The 16,538-nt window shown below is 64.5% G+C and carries 13 protein-coding genes; 9 read left to right on the forward strand and 4 right to left on the reverse strand.

Annotated elements, in window-relative coordinates:
- Positions 1–236: 236 nt before the first annotated feature.
- From SPR01S_RS01535 to SPR01S_RS01560, 7 genes are all read left to right on the forward strand, one after another.
- Positions 237–2,330, forward strand: a complete 2,094-nt coding sequence (locus tag SPR01S_RS01535; RefSeq protein ID WP_066583916.1) for a glycoside hydrolase family 36 protein — start codon at positions 237–239, stop codon at positions 2,328–2,330.
- Positions 2,327–3,268 (forward strand): DMT family transporter, encoded by a 942-nt coding sequence (locus SPR01S_RS01540; RefSeq protein WP_066583918.1) that lies wholly within the window; start codon positions 2,327–2,329, stop codon positions 3,266–3,268. The genes SPR01S_RS01535 and SPR01S_RS01540 overlap by 4 nt, the downstream gene beginning before the upstream one ends.
- Before the next feature lie 72 nt (positions 3,269–3,340).
- Positions 3,341–4,624, forward strand: coding sequence for a D-tagatose-bisphosphate aldolase, class II, non-catalytic subunit (locus tag SPR01S_RS01545; protein WP_066583921.1), 1,284 nt, complete (start codon positions 3,341–3,343; stop codon positions 4,622–4,624).
- Positions 4,617–5,759, forward strand: coding sequence for an SIS domain-containing protein (locus SPR01S_RS01550; RefSeq protein ID WP_066583923.1), 1,143 nt, complete (start codon positions 4,617–4,619; stop codon positions 5,757–5,759). The genes SPR01S_RS01545 and SPR01S_RS01550 overlap by 8 nt, the downstream gene beginning before the upstream one ends.
- Positions 5,756–6,700: an N-acetylglucosamine kinase gene (locus SPR01S_RS01555; RefSeq protein ID WP_066583925.1), complete on the forward strand. Its 945-nt coding sequence runs from the start codon at positions 5,756–5,758 to the stop codon at positions 6,698–6,700. The genes SPR01S_RS01550 and SPR01S_RS01555 overlap by 4 nt, the downstream gene beginning before the upstream one ends.
- Before the next feature lie 27 nt (positions 6,701–6,727).
- On the forward strand, positions 6,728–6,865 hold the full coding sequence (locus SPR01S_RS21400; RefSeq protein ID WP_157081845.1) for a hypothetical protein: 138 nt from the start codon (positions 6,728–6,730) through the stop codon (positions 6,863–6,865).
- A complete protein-coding gene (locus SPR01S_RS01560) occupies positions 6,858–8,426 on the forward strand; it encodes a hypothetical protein (RefSeq protein ID WP_218016684.1) in 1,569 nt (522 codons plus the stop codon). The genes SPR01S_RS21400 and SPR01S_RS01560 overlap by 8 nt, the downstream gene beginning before the upstream one ends.
- A 337-nt stretch (positions 8,427–8,763) precedes the next feature.
- Here the strand turns inward: SPR01S_RS01560 and guaA are convergent, their stop codons facing one another.
- The gene (gene guaA, locus SPR01S_RS01565; protein WP_066583928.1) at positions 8,764–10,320 is read right to left on the reverse strand and encodes a glutamine-hydrolyzing GMP synthase; all 1,557 of its coding nucleotides are present in this window, start codon (positions 10,318–10,320) and stop codon (positions 8,764–8,766) included.
- A 165-nt stretch (positions 10,321–10,485) separates the two neighbouring features.
- Here guaA and SPR01S_RS01570 point away from each other — a divergent pair, with 165 nt between their 5' ends.
- Positions 10,486–10,833 carry a hypothetical protein gene (locus tag SPR01S_RS01570; protein WP_245661829.1) on the forward strand — a complete coding sequence of 116 codons (348 nt, stop codon included), beginning with the start codon at positions 10,486–10,488 and terminating at the stop codon, positions 10,831–10,833.
- 201 nt (positions 10,834–11,034) lie between these two features.
- On the opposite strand, the gene SPR01S_RS01575 is transcribed toward SPR01S_RS01570, so the two are convergent.
- The gene (locus SPR01S_RS01575) at positions 11,035–12,849 is read right to left on the reverse strand and encodes a flavin-containing monooxygenase (RefSeq protein ID WP_218016685.1); all 1,815 of its coding nucleotides are present in this window, start codon (positions 12,847–12,849) and stop codon (positions 11,035–11,037) included.
- A 65-nt stretch (positions 12,850–12,914) separates the two neighbouring features.
- On the reverse strand, positions 12,915–15,065 hold the full coding sequence (locus SPR01S_RS01580) for a prolyl oligopeptidase family serine peptidase (protein WP_066583931.1): 2,151 nt from the start codon (positions 15,063–15,065) through the stop codon (positions 12,915–12,917).
- 134 nt (positions 15,066–15,199) lie between these two features.
- Between SPR01S_RS01580 and SPR01S_RS01585 the strand changes: the two genes are divergently transcribed.
- Entirely contained in the window at positions 15,200–15,733 is a 534-nt protein-coding gene (locus tag SPR01S_RS01585; protein ID WP_066583934.1) for a glycine zipper 2TM domain-containing protein, read from the forward strand.
- A gap of 191 nt (positions 15,734–15,924) precedes the next feature.
- On the opposite strand, the gene rplQ is transcribed toward SPR01S_RS01585, so the two are convergent.
- Positions 15,925–16,347, reverse strand: coding sequence for a 50S ribosomal protein L17 (gene rplQ / locus SPR01S_RS01590; protein ID WP_066583935.1), 423 nt, complete (start codon positions 16,345–16,347; stop codon positions 15,925–15,927).
- Between the last annotated feature and the right edge of the window lie 191 nt (positions 16,348–16,538).

Below are 16,538 nucleotides of genomic sequence, written 5' to 3' on the forward strand. Positions count from 1 at the left end.
CGCGATCGCGACTTCTTTGCAACAGCGGTCTCTGAATTATTATTCATATATAACAGATACTTATATGATAATCATATAGGCCCGAGACGCAGTTAAGGCCGCGCAGCAGCGGAAATTAAAACGAAACAAAACGAGTGACCCGGGCTCGTTTTCGTTTGCTTCTCGGCGAATCCCTGTGCAAGCTCACTCACCAACATGCCCATCGCAAACCGGGCATCGCAAGCGGCGAGGGACCAATGGCAGGCGCCACACTGACACGCAGATCCACGCTGACCGGCCTGCTGTGCGGCACGACGGCAGTCATGGCGGGGTTGATCCCATCGGTCCCCGCGCTGGCCTTCACCGGCGCGGCGGCAACCGCCTCCGACGGCATCCTGACGATCGAGTTCGACGGCGCGCTTCGATCGCGGCTGTCGCGTGAAGGACGGCCGCTGACCGCGTTCGACAGCGGGGAAGGTGTGCGCCTGGCCGACGGGTCGGTGCTCGACCGATTCGTGCTGCTCGGCAATAGCGGAGCTGCGCCCATCGACGTGCGCGGCGGCGGCAAGCGCCACACCCTGCGCGGTGTAGCCGACGGGCGGCTCGAAAAGCGCATCGACCTGGTATTCCACCCCTCGCTGCCCGGAGCGGCACTGATGACGGTGCAATATCGCAACCTCGGCAAGACGCCTTTGGTGATCGCGGCCTGGTGGTCGGCGGCGCATCAGCTGCTCGCGCACCCCGAGGGCGCCTGGACCTTTTCGGGCGCCTCGCATCCCGATCGCCGCGACTGGGTGCAACGCGTCCGCCACGATTTCCAGCAGCGCAATTACATGGGCATGAACGGCTCCGATTACGGCGGCGGGACGCCGGTCGCGGCGGTATGGCGCCCGGACGGCGGGCTGGCGGTTGGCCATGTCGAGACTGTCCCCAGGCTGATCGCGCTGCCGGTCGCATCGCAGCCGGGCGGCACGCGGATCGCGATCGAGGGCGACCAGCCGATCCTGCTCGCGCCGGGCCAGGCCGTAACCCTGCCCGAGACTTTCATCATGGCGCATCGCGGCGACCATTTCGCGCCGCTCGATGCCTATCGCCGGATCATGGCCGAGCGCGGGCTCGCCGCCCCTGCGATCCCCGAATCGAGCTATGCGCCGATCTGGTGCGCCTGGGGTTACGAACGCAACGTCACGCCCGACCAGGTCTATGGCACGCTCGACAAAGCGAAGTCGGTCGGGTGCGAATGGGCAGTGCTCGACGATGGCTGGCAAAAGGCGATTGGCGACTGGGTCGCCGACACCAGCCGGTTCCCCGGCGGCGATGCCGACATGAAGGCGATGGCCGACCGCATCAAGACCTATGGCATGCGGCCCAAATTGTGGATCTCGCCCTTGTCGGCGACCCCGGCCAGCGACCTGATGCGCGACCATCGCGACATGCTGCTGCTCGATGCCAGCGGCGCTGCGCAGAATGTGAGCTGGTGGAACAGCTATACCTTGTGCCCCGCCTATCCGCCGACGGTCGACTATTTCAAAACCGTCATGCGCCGGATCGTCGGCGAGTGGGGGTTCGAAGGCCTCAAGATCGACGGCCAGGACCTCAACGGCGTCGCGCCTTGCTACAACCCCGCGCACAACCACAAGCGGCCCGAGGAATCGGTCGAGAAGCTCCAGGATTTCTGGAAGGCGATCTACGACACGGTGATCGGGATCAATCCGAACGCCAATGTCGAAATCTGCCCGTGCGGCGATTCGTTCGCCTTCTTCAACATTCCCGCGATGAACAACACGCCGGCGTCCGACCCCGAATCGTCATGGCAGGTACGCCTGAAGGGCAAGACCTTCAAGGCGATCATGGGCCCGTCCGCACCCTATAGCGGCGACCATGTCGAGTTGAGCGACGGCGGCGACGATTTCGCATCGACTTATGGCATCGGCGCCATCCCCTCGACCAAGTTCACCTGGCCCAAGGACACCGACAAGCCGATCGACAAACTGCCGCCGGGCGGCTTCGTGCTGACCCCTGACAAGGAACGGCTGTGGCGCAAGTGGATCGCGCTCTATCGGCAGAATATGCTGTCGAAGGGGCATTTTCTCGGCGAGCTCTACGACATCGGCTTCGACAAGCCCGAAGCCCATGTCGTCGCCGCCGACGGCAAGCTGCATTATGCTTTCTATGCCAAGACCTGGACCGGACCGATCGAATTGCGCGGACTCGGCAAGGGCTCCTACCGGCTGACCGACAGCTTCACCGGCGCGCCGCTCGGCACCGCCAGCGCCGCCAGCAACACAATCAACGCCAGTTTCGAGCGCTTCCTCGTCATCGAGGCAACGCCCGCAGGAGATGCCGCATGACCGCCACCCCCGCCCCCGCGCCAGCCGGCCGCGCCTGGCTGTTCCATGCGCTGGTTACCGTCGTCCTGTGGGGCATCTGGGGCGCCTTTTCGGATCAATCGTCCAAGCACGGCTTTCCCGACACATTGGTCTATTGCGTCTGGGCACTGACGATGATCCCGCCGGCGTTCATCGCGCTGCGCATGAGTGGCGGCAAGCTCGAGACGAGTCCGCGGGCGATCACTTATGGCATGGCGGTCGGCCTGCTCGGCGCCGGCGGACAGATGGTGCTGTTCTACGCAGTGACGCGCGGCCCCGCCTATCTGATCTTCCCGATCATCTCGCTCTCGCCGCTGGTCACGATCGTGATGTCCTACGCCTTGCTGCGCGAGCGCACCGGCAAACTTGGATTGCTCGGCATCGCGCTGGCGCTGATCGCGCTGCCGATCTTCAACTACGCCCCGGCCGACGGCAGCACGACCACCGGGTCGACCTGGTTCGTCCTCGCCCTGATCGTCATGCTGTGCTGGGGCGTGCAGGCCTATTTCATGAAGTCGGCCAACAACCACATGTCGGCTGAGGGCATCTTCTTCTACATGATGATCGCCGGGCTGTTGCTGGTGCCGGTGGCCTGGTTCCTGACCGACCGCTCGCATCCGGTGAACTGGGGCTGGGACGGCCCGGCGCTCGCTGCCGGGATCCAGGTGCTGAACGCGATCGGCGCGCTCACCCTCGTCTTCGCCTTTCGCTACGGCAAGGCGATCATCGTCGCGCCGCTGTCCAACGCCGGCGCGCCGCTCGCCACCGCGATCATCTCGCTGATCGCGCTCGGCGTGATGCCCGATACGCTAAAGATCGTCGGCCTCGCGCTTGCGCTCGCCGCCTCGGTGCTGCTCGCGGTCGAGCCCGATACCGCCGGCGAAACGACCGACGCGGCCGCCGAGCCGGCAGCGATTTAATTTCATTATACATCATTTCCTTGTGTTTCATTTTCTTTCAGTGTACGCGGATTGTCCATTCGAGGAGCAATCATGAAGGCAATTCGCGCCCTCGTCGCTGAGCACAAAGCGGGCAAACGCGTGGGCATCACCTCGGTATGCTCGGCCCATCCGCTGGTGATCGAAGCGACGCTGCGCCACGCGCTGGCGCACGACGCGCCGATCGCGCTGATCGAGGCGACATCCAATCAGGTGAACCAGGACGGCGGCTATACCGGCATGACGCCGGTCGATTATCGCGCGTTCGTCTCGGCCATCGCCGACCGGGTCGGCTATCCGCGGGCGCGGCTGGCGCTGGGCGGCGATCATCTCGGCCCCAACGCCTGGACCCGGCTCCCCGCCGAAGAAGCGATGGCCAAGGCCGAGATCATGGTGCGCGACTATGTCGCCGCCGGGTTCGGCAAGATCCATCTCGACTGCTCGATGAGCTGCGCCGACGATCCGGTGCCGCTGCCCGAACGCACCATCGCCGAGCGCGCCGCACGGCTGTGCGCGACGGCCGAGGCTGCCTATTCGGGCGATCCCGACGATGCGCCGAGCTACATCATCGGTACCGAGGTTCCCGTGCCCGGCGGCGCTGCCGAAGATCTCGAGGAACTCGCCGTCACCACGCCCGACGCGGCGCTGGCGACGATCGCGATGCACCGCGACCTGTTCGCCGAGCTCGGCTTGTCGAGCGCCTGGGACCGCGTCATCGCGACCGTCGTCCAGCCCGGCGTCGAGTTCGATCACGACAAGGTCGTCGACTACGTCCCGGCAAAGGCGACCGCGCTGAGCGAGGCGATCGAGCCGGTCGAACACATCGTGTTCGAAGCGCATTCGACCGATTACCAGACCCCGTCCGCGCTCGCCGCTCTGGTACGCGATCACTTTGCCATCTTGAAGGTCGGCCCCGGCGTGACCTTTGCCTTGCGCGAGGCTTTGTGGGCGCTCGACGCGATCGAACGCGAGATGGTGGCGCCCGAGCGACGCGCCAATCTGCGCGACGTCGCGATCGAACGGATGCATGCCGAGCCAGGCAATTGGTCCAAATATTATCACGCCAGCGGTGCGGCGCTCGATTTCCAGCTTAACTACAGCTTCAGCGACCGCATCCGCTATTACTGGCCCGACAGTGCGATCACCGCCGCGCAGGACAAATTGTTTGCCAATCTGCGCGAGACCGTGCCGCCGCTGCCGCTGGTCAGCCAATACCTCCCCATCGCCTTTGCCGCGCACCGCGCCGGCCGCACCACGCTCGACCCCGTCGACCTGGTCGCCGCCCATATCGACGCGACGCTCGACGCCTATCATGGAGCCTGCAATCCCAATGTCTGACCTCAACGCTGCCCCGAAAGCGGCGGCCGACGGCGCCGAGCCCTGGACGCGCCGCGAAATCTTCCAGCAGGCGACCACGTTGCGAGCGACCCAGGCGTTGCTCGTTGACGAGCAGGGCGCGATCGACGCGTTCATCGCGCCCCTGCTCGCGAAACCCGACCTACGCATCGTGCTGGCCGGGGCCGGCACCTCGGCGTTCATCGGCGAATGCCTGGCGGCGACGCTGGCGCAGGCGACCCGGCGCCGGGTCGATGCGGTGCCCACCACCGACATGGTCAGCACGCCCGACCTCTATCTCGAAGCGCGGACGCCGACCCTGTTGGTGTCGTTCGGCCGCTCGGGCAACAGCCCGGAAAGTATCGCCGCGATCGATCTCGCCGATGCGCGCGTTGCCGACGTCCACCACCTGATCATCACCTGCAACGCCGACGGCGCATTGGCCAAACGGCGGGGCGACGACGGCTATGTCGTGGTATTGCCGGAAGCGACCCACGATCGTGGTTTCGCCATGACCTCCAGCTTCTCGGCGATGACCTATACCGCGCTGGCGATCTTCTCGGGCATCGCCGCGCTCGGCGACCGCAACGAGCGGATAGCGCAGGCTGTCGAGGCGGTCCTGGCCGACACCGAAACCGCGATGGCGGCGCTCGCCACGCGCGGGTTCGAGCGCGTCGTCTATCTCGGTAGCGGTCCGTTCCAGGGACTGGCGCGCGAAGCGGCGCTGAAACTGCTCGAGCTCACCGACGGCGGACTGGTGACGATGCATGACTCGACGCTCGGCTTCCGTCACGGCCCGAAGACGATCGTCAACGACCGCACCCTGGTGGTGGCGTTCCTTTCAAACGATCCCCTGACCCGCGCCTATGACCTCGACCTGATCGCCGAACTGCGCGCGGACAAGGTCGCGGGCGCCGTGCTGGCGGTGTCCGCCCAGGACATCGCGGGTGAGACGTTGAGAGTGCACGGGCTCGAAACGGCAGCCGACAGCGACCTGCTGTTCCCCTATATCGTGCCCGCGCAGCTGTTCGCGCTCCACGCCTCGCTCGGTCGCGGCCTGACCCCCGACACGCCGAACAAGGCCGGGACGGTCAGTCGCGTCGTCAAGGGCGTGCGCATCCACAGCGTGGGCGCATGACCACGACCCGCTATTTCCTCGGCGTCGACGGCGGCGGCACCAAGACCGAGTTCGTCTGCATCGACGGCGCCGGCAACGTTGTGGCGCGGCAGATCGAGGGGACGACCTATCATCTCCAGGTCGGGCTCGACGGCGCGGTGCGGGCGCTCGAGTCCGGGATCGCCGGCATCTGCGCGCAGATCGGCATCGAGCCCGCCGGGCTGGCCTTCACCTTCTTCGGCCTGCCCGCCTATGGCGAGGACAAGGCGATCGACCCGCTGCTCGACCAGCATTGCCGCCGTCTGCTCGGCCATGACCGCTATCGCTGCGGCAACGACATGGTCTGCGGCTGGGCGGGATCGCTCGCCTGCGCCGACGGCATCAACCTCGTCGCTGGCACCGGGTCGATCGGCTATGGCGAACGGCAAGGCCGCGTGGCGCGGTGCGGCGGCTGGGGCGAAGTGTTCGGCGACGAAGGCTCGGCCTATTGGATCGCGATCCAGGGGCTCAACGCCTTCACCCGAATGAGCGACGGCCGCTTGCCCAAGGGGCCGCTTCATGACGCGTTCCGACGGCGGCTCGGCCTCGAGAACGATCTCGACATCTGTGCCAGGATAATGGGCGAGCAAGGCCTGGAGCGAGACGAGATTGCCGGCCTGGCACCAATTGTCGCCGAAGCTGCGGCGGCGGGCGATCCCGCCGCGATCCGGATCCAAGACCTTGCCGCCGAGGAACTCGCGGCCATCGCCGAAGCACTGCGCGCGGAACTTGGGTTCGGCCCGGACGAAGACGTACCCTTGTCCTGGTCGGGAGGCGTGCTCGCCAACGATGCGTCGATCCGGGCCCGGCTGGAGGCACGGCTGCGGCAAGTCGGTCCGTACCGGTTCGTCGCGCCGCTGCACTCGCCCGCTTACGGCGCGGCGCTCTATGCCGCGCACCAGGTCGGTGTGGCTCCGGCCTGAGTAGCCATCGGGCAAGAGGGATCGATCATGCGCTTCTGGCCCGAGATCATGAAGCCTGACGGCTGGCTCTATTTTGCCGACACCTATGCCGACGCGTTGAGCAGCGGAATCGAATCGTGCGTCCGCTCAGCGGCGCGCGTCGCACAGGAGATTGCCGATGCCTGACCTCAAGCGCCGCGATTTCTTCAAGGCCGGCGCCGTCGGATTGGCTGCGGCAGGCCTCGCACCACGTGCCCTTGGCGCGGACTATCTGGAGCATCTGTGGGAAGGTTACGATTGGGGCGGCGGACCGGCGGTTTCCGACCGCCTCAACCAGGGGCCGTTCACCAATTACGGCGCCGACGCCAATGCTCCGGGCGGCGAGGTCGGCATGGCGACGTCGCCTTCGCGCGATATCGTACCCAATTACGGCATGGGCCTGACCGCCTATGTCTCGGGCGACACCGGCCCTCCCCGCCTGCCCGGCCAGTCGCTCGAACGGTCGATCGAGGACATCGTCAAACTGCCCTTCACGCAGAAGATCTATATCCGCCCGAACTGGCGCGAGGTGCAGACGCGCTCCGGCAGGCTCGACCTGCCCGATTGGTGGCGGATCACCTTCGACCTCGCCCGGCAATATGGCAAACGCGTCGGTTTCCGCATCATGCTGGAAAACCCCGATTTCGCCGCGCCCGGCATGCCCGACTTCCTGATGGAAAAGGTGCCCTACGTACCGCTCAAGGGCAGCTGGAAGGGCGATACCGCTCAGGTCCGCTATCGCAAGAAGCACGCGATGCCCCGCTACGATCACCCGGCTTATCAGGCCGCGTTCGGCGAGCTCAACGCCCTGCTCGCCGACCGATACAATGGCAGCGCCGATATCGAATATATGGACACGATGATGTACGGCTTCTGGGGTGAGGGACACACCTGGCCGTTCGAAGGCAATTACTTCCCGAGCAACCTGGTCGCCGAACAGACTTGGCTCAAGATGCTCGAGGCGCAGCTTACCTGTTGGACCAGGACCCCGCTCGTCACCAACACGCAGCCCGATTTCAACAACGTCGGCAATGCCGCGATGCTCGACCGCACGGTGCGCAGCGGCAATTGGATCCGCAGCGACACGATCTTCATCGAGACCACGCAGATCGAGGCGCTGAGCAACCGTCCCGCCTGGGCAGCGGCAATCAGCGAAGTGCCGATGACCACCGGAGATGCGGATCAGCTCGGCATCGTCGACGGCGTCACCTATAACGAGCAGGTCGCCGCACACGTGCTCGCGGTGGGTGCGAACTATTGGTCGATCTGGAACTGGCACAACGAATCCGCCGCGCATGTGCTCAGCTATTACGACAAATATCCGGAAGTGATCGACCACGCCGCGCGGCGGATCGGCTATCGCGTTTATCCGGCTTTCATCTGGCCCTTCGAGCGCGACGGCAGTCGCGGCATGATTGTCGGGCTGGCCAATGACGGCGTCGCGGGCGTTCCGGGCGTACTGCGATTGACGCTCAAAGACGAACGTGGGGCCACGCTCGCCAGCGGTTGTCTGGACCCCGGCTTTCCAAAACCTGCCGGCATTAGACAGGCAATGCTAAGCTGGACCGGCGACAAAGACTGGACCGGATTGCAATTGTTCGCTGAACTGGAGGTCAAGGGCGTACGCCATCCTGTGCGCTGGGCGTGTCGGCAGGCGCTCAACCCAAACGGGTCGCTCACCCTGCGGCAAAATCTCCGGAGTTCCTGATCGGTTCTGGAAGGGGACGTCTCGGCTCCCGCAACACTTCGATCGACCCGACCTGCGCAGATGAATGAACGTCCGCCTTCGCAGGTTCGGTACGATCGGCGAGGTCCGAGGTTAAGGCGCTTAGTCGTCTCTCGTTTTCACCGACGAGAGGTGAGTGTTGAGCAGATCATCCCGCGGATGGCCATCTGAAGAGACAGGAGCAGGGGGTACCGTTCCGCGGGCCGTCAACGCGAACGGTGCCCACCGGCCGCCGCAGAACCACAGCACCAATAAGACACTTTTTCAGTAGCTTAAGCGTGATCTGACATAGTTCTAACAAGTGCCGGAGGGGCCAAAGTCACTCCCACTCGATCGTCCCAGGCGGCTTGGAAGTGTAGTCATAGGTGACGCGGTTGATTCCGCGGACTTCGTTGATGATGCGGGTCGCGACCCGCGACAGGAACTCGCCCGAGAAATGATAGGCGTCCGCCGTCATGCCATCCACCGATGTCACCGCGCGCAACGCCAGCACATTGTCATAGGTACGCCCGTCGCCCATCACGCCGACCGAACGCACCGGGAGCAGCACTGCGAACGCTTGCCAGATCGCGTCGTAGAGCCCGGCATTGCGGATTTCCTCGAGATAGATCGCGTCGGCCTTGCGCAGGATATCGCAGCGTTCCTTGGTCACCTCCCCCGGGATACGGATGGCGAGACCGGGTCCGGGGAACGGATGGCGGCCGACGAAGATGTCGGGCAGCCCGAGCTCGCGGCCCAGCGCGCGAACCTCGTCCTTGAACAATTCGCGCAGCGGCTCGACCAGCTTCATGTTCATCCGCTCGGGCAGGCCGCCGACATTGTGATGGCTCTTGATCGTCACCGACGGGCCGCCGGTGAACGACACGCTCTCGATCACGTCGGGATACAGCGTACCCTGCGCGAGGAAGTCGGCGCCGCCGATCTTTTTCGCTTCGTCCTCAAAGACATCGATGAACGTCTTGCCGATGAACTTGCGCTTCGCCTCGGGGTCGGTGACGCCGGCCAGTCCGCTCATGAACAGGGTCTCGGCGTTCACGTGGACGAGCGGGATGTTGTAATGGCCACGGAACAGGCTGACGACCTGATCGGCCTCGCCCGAGCGCATCAGGCCATGGTCGACGAATACGCAGGTCAGTTGGGGCCCGATCGCCTCGTGGATCAGCACCGCCGCCACCGCGCTGTCGACGCCGCCCGACAGGCCGCAGATGACGCGCTTGTCACCGACCTGCGCGCGGATCTCGGCGATCTTGGCGGCGCGGAATTCGGCCATCGTCCAGTCGCCGGTCAGACCGCAGACATGACGGGCGAAATTGGCGATCAGTTTCGCGCCGTCGGGGGTGTGGACGACCTCCGGGTGGAATTGCATCGCATAATAACGGCGGGTGTCGTCGGCGATCACCGCGAACGGCGCGCCGGCGCTGGCCGCGACCGGACGGAAGCCGGGGGCGAGCGCGGTGACCTTGTCGCCATGGCTCATCCACACCTGGTGCGTCTCGCCTTCGGTCCACAGGCCGTCGAACAACTCGCAACCGTCGTCGATGTCGATAAAGGCGCGACCGAATTCGCCGCTGTCGCCCAGCTCCACGGTGCCGCCCAGCTGATGCATCAGCACCTGTTGGCCGTAGCAGATCCCCATGATCGGAAGGCCGCTGTCTAGGATCGACTGAGGGACACGCGGACTCCCCTCATCAAGCACGCTCGCCGGGCTACCCGAGAGGATGATCCCGCGAGGCTTCATCCTTGTGAAGGCGTCCGCGGCGGACTGGAAAGGGGCGATTTCCGAATAGACCCCCGCCTCTCGCACGCGGCGCGCGATGAGCTGCGTCACCTGGCTGCCGAAATCAACGATGAGGATCGAGTCGCTGTGCTGGTTCATGGCACCCGATAGCGAGTGATCCCCTGGAATGCCAGTTCGCCCGCGCGAATTGGCCGTTTTCCGCCCATGCGACGAGCCGCGAATTTTTTGTTTCACAAAACATACGCAAATATGTCATGATTCTGTAACATCGCGATCAAGCGGTGACTTTGGAAGGATGCAGATATGATCAAGACGGTGCTTTTCTCGTTGCTTGTCGCGTCGCCGCTGGCGGCAGTTCCGGCAGCGGCGGCCTCCGATGACGGCACGACCACGGCACGGATCACGGCGCGCGACGCCGACGTCCGGTCGGCCGAAGCGCTTACCCGCGTGGCGCCCAAGGATGGCGGCGCCTATATCGAGCTCGCCCAAGCCTATGTTCGCGCCGACCGCCCTGCGGACGCCGCTGCGGCCTATCGCCATGCGCTGACGCTCGACAACGAGATGATGGAAACCAAGACCGGCGATGCGATCTGGTCGCGCAATGTCGCGCGCGCCGCGCTGGTACGTTTCCCCCAGATGTCCTCGCGCTGATTCCAGCGGGGCGCGCCCGGCCTCCACTGGAGGCCGGGTAGCGGTATTTTCGCGATATTGCCCGCTGCTCCCCTCCCGCAGGCGGGAGGGGTCGGGGAGGGCCTGTTATTTTTAGATCGGTATGAGTGGCTGCCGCTTTTTCGACATGCCCTCCCCTAACCCCTCCCGCAAGCGGGAGGGGAAAGATTCGAGGGCAGTCGCTCAGGTGAAGGTCAGGCCCTCGAACTTGCCCGACCGCGTCCAGTCGTCGAGATACCGGAAGTAAGCGAAAGCGCCGAGCGGATACCCTACCGCCAGGGCCGCTGCCGGTCCGGGATCCTTGCCTTCATTGTTGTAATAACCGGGCGTGCAGTCGGGCGCGTTGCGTAACGACGCTCCCGGCCCGGTGAGCAGCAGATCGACCCAGGCGTCCTGCGCCTCCTGCGTCACTTCGACCTCCTTGGCGCCGATCTCTTCCGCGTGGCGAACGACCGCGGCGATCGCCCGCGCGGCCTCGGTCAGATTGTGCGGGACGTTGGAGATCAGGTTCGCGCCCTGGGTCGGCGTGACCACGAACATGTTGGGATAATCATGAACGTGGATGCCGTGCTTCGAGCGCATCCCCTGCGCCCAGCTGTCGGTCAGTTTCACGCCATCGCGGCCGATCACGTCGAAGCCGAGCAAGCTCTGCAAATTGGTGCCGACGTGGAAGCCGGAGGCGTAGATGATGCAATCTACCTCGTAATGCTTACCGGCGACGACAAAGCCGGTCTCGTCGATCCGCTCGACCCCCTGCCCGTCGGTATCGATCAGGTGTGTGCCCGGGGTGTTGAACGCCTGGAGATAGGCGTCGTGGAAGCAGGGTCGCTTGCAGAGCTGACGGTACCAGGCCTTGAGCTTCGCGGCCGTTTCCTTGTCCTCGACGATCGCATCGACGCGGTCGCGGATCTCCTCCATCTTTTCGAAGTCGGAATCCTCCCATACCGACAGGATGTCGGCGAGGCTGCGCTTGTCGGGCGGCAGGGTCGCCACGCGGGCCTTGATCCGGCGTGACAAATCGGTCCAGCCGTCCTGGACCCAATCCTCCTCGATCATATTGCCCGGCGTCTGGTTGGCAGTGAAGTTCTCCAGCCAGCGGCGTTGCCAGCCCGGCGTGGCGATGCTTGCGAACCAGTCGGGGTCGATCGGGACATTGTTACGTACGTCGACCGAGGACGGCGTGCGCTGAACGACGTAAAGTTCCTTGCACGCCCGGGCGAGATGCGGGACCGCCTGGACCGAGGTCGCGCCGGTGCCGATAATCGCAACGCGCTTGTCAGCCAAACCGGTCATCAGCGCGCCCCTGGCGTCGCCGCCGGTATAGTCATAGTCCCACCGGCTGGTGTGGAACGACTTGCCCTTGAAGCTGGTGAGGCCGGGAATGCCGGGCAGTTTGGCGACGTGGAGCGGGCCGGTGCCGATGCCGACATATTTGGCGGTGAAGCGGTCGTCGCGGTCGGTGGTGATCACCCAGAGCGACTGCTCACCGTCCCAGGCGATCTCGCGGATCTGGGTGTGGAACAGCGCCTTGTCGTAGAGGTGATATTGGCGGCCGATCCGCTGGCATTGCTCGAGGATTTCGGGGCCATGCGCGTACTTTTCGGTCGGCATGTGCCCGGTTTCCTCGAGCAGCGGGATGTAGATCATCGAGGCCGTGTCGCATTGCGCGCCGGGATAGCGGTTCCAATACCAGGTGCCGCCGAAGTCGCCGCCCTTTTCGATGATCCGGAAGTCGCTGATCCCCGCTTCGGCCAGCCGCGCGCCGGTCACGAGACCGGCAAAGCCACCGCCGACAAAGGCGAAGGTCACGTGATCGGTGACCGGATCGCGTTCGATGAAGGGCGTGTGCGGATCGGCGGCATAATGCGCCAGATTGCCCTCGAGATTGAGATATTGGGCGTTGCCGTCCTCGCGCAGCCGCTTGTCGCGCTCGGCGAGATATTTGGCGAGCAGCGCCTTTTTGTCGATCGGCTTCTTGAGCGGGGTCTGGTCGTTCATGACCATACCCTATCTTTGAAAAACGGTCCGGCGCAAGATACAATACGCCGGACCGTGATCTTGGTTTAGTCGACCGGCTTCACATCGAGGCCAGTCCATCTGGCGATGAACGCCCAGTCCGTCGCGGTCTCGTCGATGATCTTGTCGGTCGGCTTGCCCGATCCGTGCCCGGCGCGGGTTTCGATCCTGACCAGGCGCGGCTTCGGACCCAGATCCATCGACTGAAGCATCGCGGTATATTTGAACGTGTGCCCGGGAACGACGCGATCGTCGGTATCGGCTGTCGCCGCGAGTATCGCCGGATAGGGCTTGCCCACGCGAATGTTGTGATAGGGCGAATAGGCGTAGAGCGTCTTGAAATCGGCTTCCTTCGACGGATAGCCGTAATCGTCGACCCAATAGCGCCCGGCGGTGAAGCGGTCGAAGCGCAGCATGTCCATCACCCCGACCTGCGGCAAAGCGGCCGCGAACAGATCCGGCCGCTGGTTGACCACGGCGCCGATCAACAGGCCGCCGTTCGATCCACCCTGTATCGCGAGCTGATTCTTCCCCGTATAGCCCTTGGCCTTGAGATATTCGCCCGCGGCGATGAAATCGTCGAATACGTTCTGCTTGTTGGCGAGCCGCCCGGCGTCGTGCCAGGCTTTGCCATATTCGCCGCCGCCGCGAATATTGGCGACGGCGAGCACCCCACCCTGCTCGAGCCAGGCGACGCGCGCCGCCGAGAAGGCCGGCGTCATCGAGATGTTGAACCCGCCATAGGCATAGAGAAGAGTCGGCGCCGGCCCGGTGACGCCCTTCTTGCGCACGATGAACATCGGCACCGTCGTCTTGTCCTTGGACGGATAGAAGACCTGGCTGACTTCATAGCCCGCCGGGTCGAACGCCACCTTGGGCTGGGCCCAGACGCTCGCCTTGCCGGTCGCGACGTCATAGCGATAGATCGTCGTCGGCGTGGTGTAGCTCGTGAAGGTGAAGAAGGTCTCGGGATTGTCGGCCTCGCCGCCAAACCCGCCCGCGGCGCCGATCCCCGGCAGCGTCACCTTGCCGTCCGGCTTGCCTTCGAGCGTGAAGCGACGAACCTCGCTCTTCACGTCGACCATATATTCGCCGATCAGCTTGCCGCCGATGAGACTGGCGGTGTCGAGTACGGCCTTGTCCTGCGGGACGATCTCGACCTCCGGCGGCACGGCCGAGCGCGCATAGAGGTTGGTCATCACCACCTTGTTGCGCGGCGCATCCTTGTTGGTCAGCCAGTAGAAATTGCCGCCCTGATTGCCGATCAGACCCCACATATTGGCCATGCCGGTGAACAATTTCCGCGGCGTCGGATTGGGCGCGGTCAGATCGATGACCGTCACGTCGTTGCGATTGTCGGTGCCCTCGGTCGTGTAGATGACCAACCACTTGCCGTCGTCGGTGACGCTCGCGCCATGGCCCCATTTCGGATGATCGGGAGTCGCATAGACCAGCGCGTCGGCCGATTGCGGCGTGCCGAGCTTGTGGAAATAGACCGCCTGATTCTCGTTGGTCGACTGGAACTTCTTGCCCTCGGGCGGCGCAGGAAAGCGCGAATAATAGAAACCCGAGCCATCCTTCGCCCAGGACAGGCCGGAGAATTTGACCCATTCGACATCGTCGTCGAGCACCTTGCCGGTGTCGACGTCGAGCACCTTGACCGTGCGCCAATCGGTGCCGCCGTCCTGGATCGCATAGACCAGCTTCTTGCCGTCCTCGCTCGGCGCCCATTCGCCGAGCGCGGTGGCGCCATCCTTCGACCAGCCATTGGGGTCGATCAGCACCCTGCCCTGCCCGTCGACGCCGTCGCGGACGAACAGCACCGCCTGGTTCTGCAGGCCGGAATTGTGGAGGTAGAAATAGCGCCCGCCCTTGCGCTCGGGCTGCCCGAACCGCTCATAGTCGATAAGTTTCTTGAGTCTGTCCTTGAAAACGTCGCGACCGGGGAGCGTCGCCAGATAGGCATCGGTGACCTTGTTCTCAGCCTCGACCCAGGCAGCGACCTTGGGATCGGTGCGGACGTCGTCTTCCAGCCAGCGATAGGGGTCGGCGACCTTGACGCCGAATTGTTCGTCGATGGTGTCGCCGCGATCGGTCGCGGGATAAGTGATCGAAGACATGGTGGTTTTCTGGGTACTCGTCTGGGCAAGAGCAGGTGCGGCAAGCGCGATCAGGATGAGCGGCACGATATGGCGCATTCAGGGCTCCGCAAGCTAGCATGGGTCATCTTGTCTATCAGGCGGCGCACCGCTTTCAATGGCTGGAAATGGCGCCGTTTCGGACCCATAACGGCCGCGACGCGTTGTGCCGCCCGTAACAAGGAGAAAAAGAAATGTTCCGCTCCCTCCCGCTCGCTGCGATCGTGCTCTCGGCCGTCGCGCTGCCCACACTGCCCGCGTCGGCGCAGACCGTGTCGGAGCAGCGCCGCTGGGAAGCCGCGCAGCGCCGCTATGACAATGAAACGGCAATCTACGACCGGGCCCGCGCAGATTACGAAGCCGCGCAGCGACGCGACCGCCGCTACGGCTACAACAACGGCGGCTATAACGACCGCTACAACGGCCCCAATGACGGTCAATATGCGACCGACTATGACGCCTCGCGTTATTATCGCGACGACCCGCGATATCAGGAGCGCACGCTCAGCTCCAATGACCAGGTCTATCGTGGGTCGGACGGCCGCTATTATTGCAAGCGCTCCGACGGCACGACCGGCCTGATCATCGGCGGCGCCGCCGGCGGCATCGTCGGCAACGTCATCGATGGCGGCCGCAACCGGGTTGCCGGCACGCTGATCGGCGGTGCGCTCGGCGCGATCCTGGGCAAGAAGGTCGACCAGTCGAACAGCGAGTATAGGTGCCGCTGACGCCCCACGTGGGTTAGCAACAGCTAACCCACGAGATGGCGCGGAATTCAGCTCCGCGCCCCGCCGCGAAAAGAGGGCCGCGCTCCCCACTCGGGACCGCGGCCCTTTCTTCATCCTCGCCCGCAGTCGCTCCAAAGAAAAAAAGGCCCCGCTTTCGCGAGGCCTTCTTCGTATCGGTTGAACGCTGCGGCTCAGGCGGCGACGTCGAAATCCTCGTCGGTCATGACCGGGCCCGAATCCTGGCCCTTGGCCGACACGTCACGATCGACAAATTCGATGATCGCCATCGGCGAGGCGTCCGAAGCGCGAACACCAGCCTTGATGACGCGGGTATAGCCGCCGGCGCGCGAGGCGTAGCGCGGGCCGATCACGTCGAACAGCTTCACCAACTGCGCGTCGTCGAGCAGGCGCGCGTGCGCCAGACGACGGTTCGACAGGCCGCCCTTCTTGGCCAGCGTCACCAGCTTCTCGACGTACGGGCGAAGTTCCTTCGCCTTGGCCGTGGTGGTGGTGATCTGCTCGTGCTTGATGAGCGCGGCCGCCATGTTGCGGAACAAAGCGAGGCGATGCGCGGAAGTACGCTGAAGCTTACGACCGCCAACCTTATGACGCATGGTATTTCCTTCTCGTTCGTCAGGGGGCCGTTTGAGGTACCCCGGGCCAGGTGGGGACGGATGAGCCCACCGATTTACCCGTCACCCCGGCGAACGCCGGGATCTCTTTGTTGCCGGCCCGACGCGGGAGTAAATCCCGCGTCGTCGGACGGAGCTTTCAGCCCCGCCGGCCGGGCTGGTTTTCTCTCCGG

Origin of the sequence: Sphingomonas pruni NBRC 15498 (genome assembly GCF_001598455.1) — a bacterium.
Classification (GTDB): Bacteria; Pseudomonadota; Alphaproteobacteria; order Sphingomonadales; family Sphingomonadaceae; genus Sphingomonas; species Sphingomonas pruni.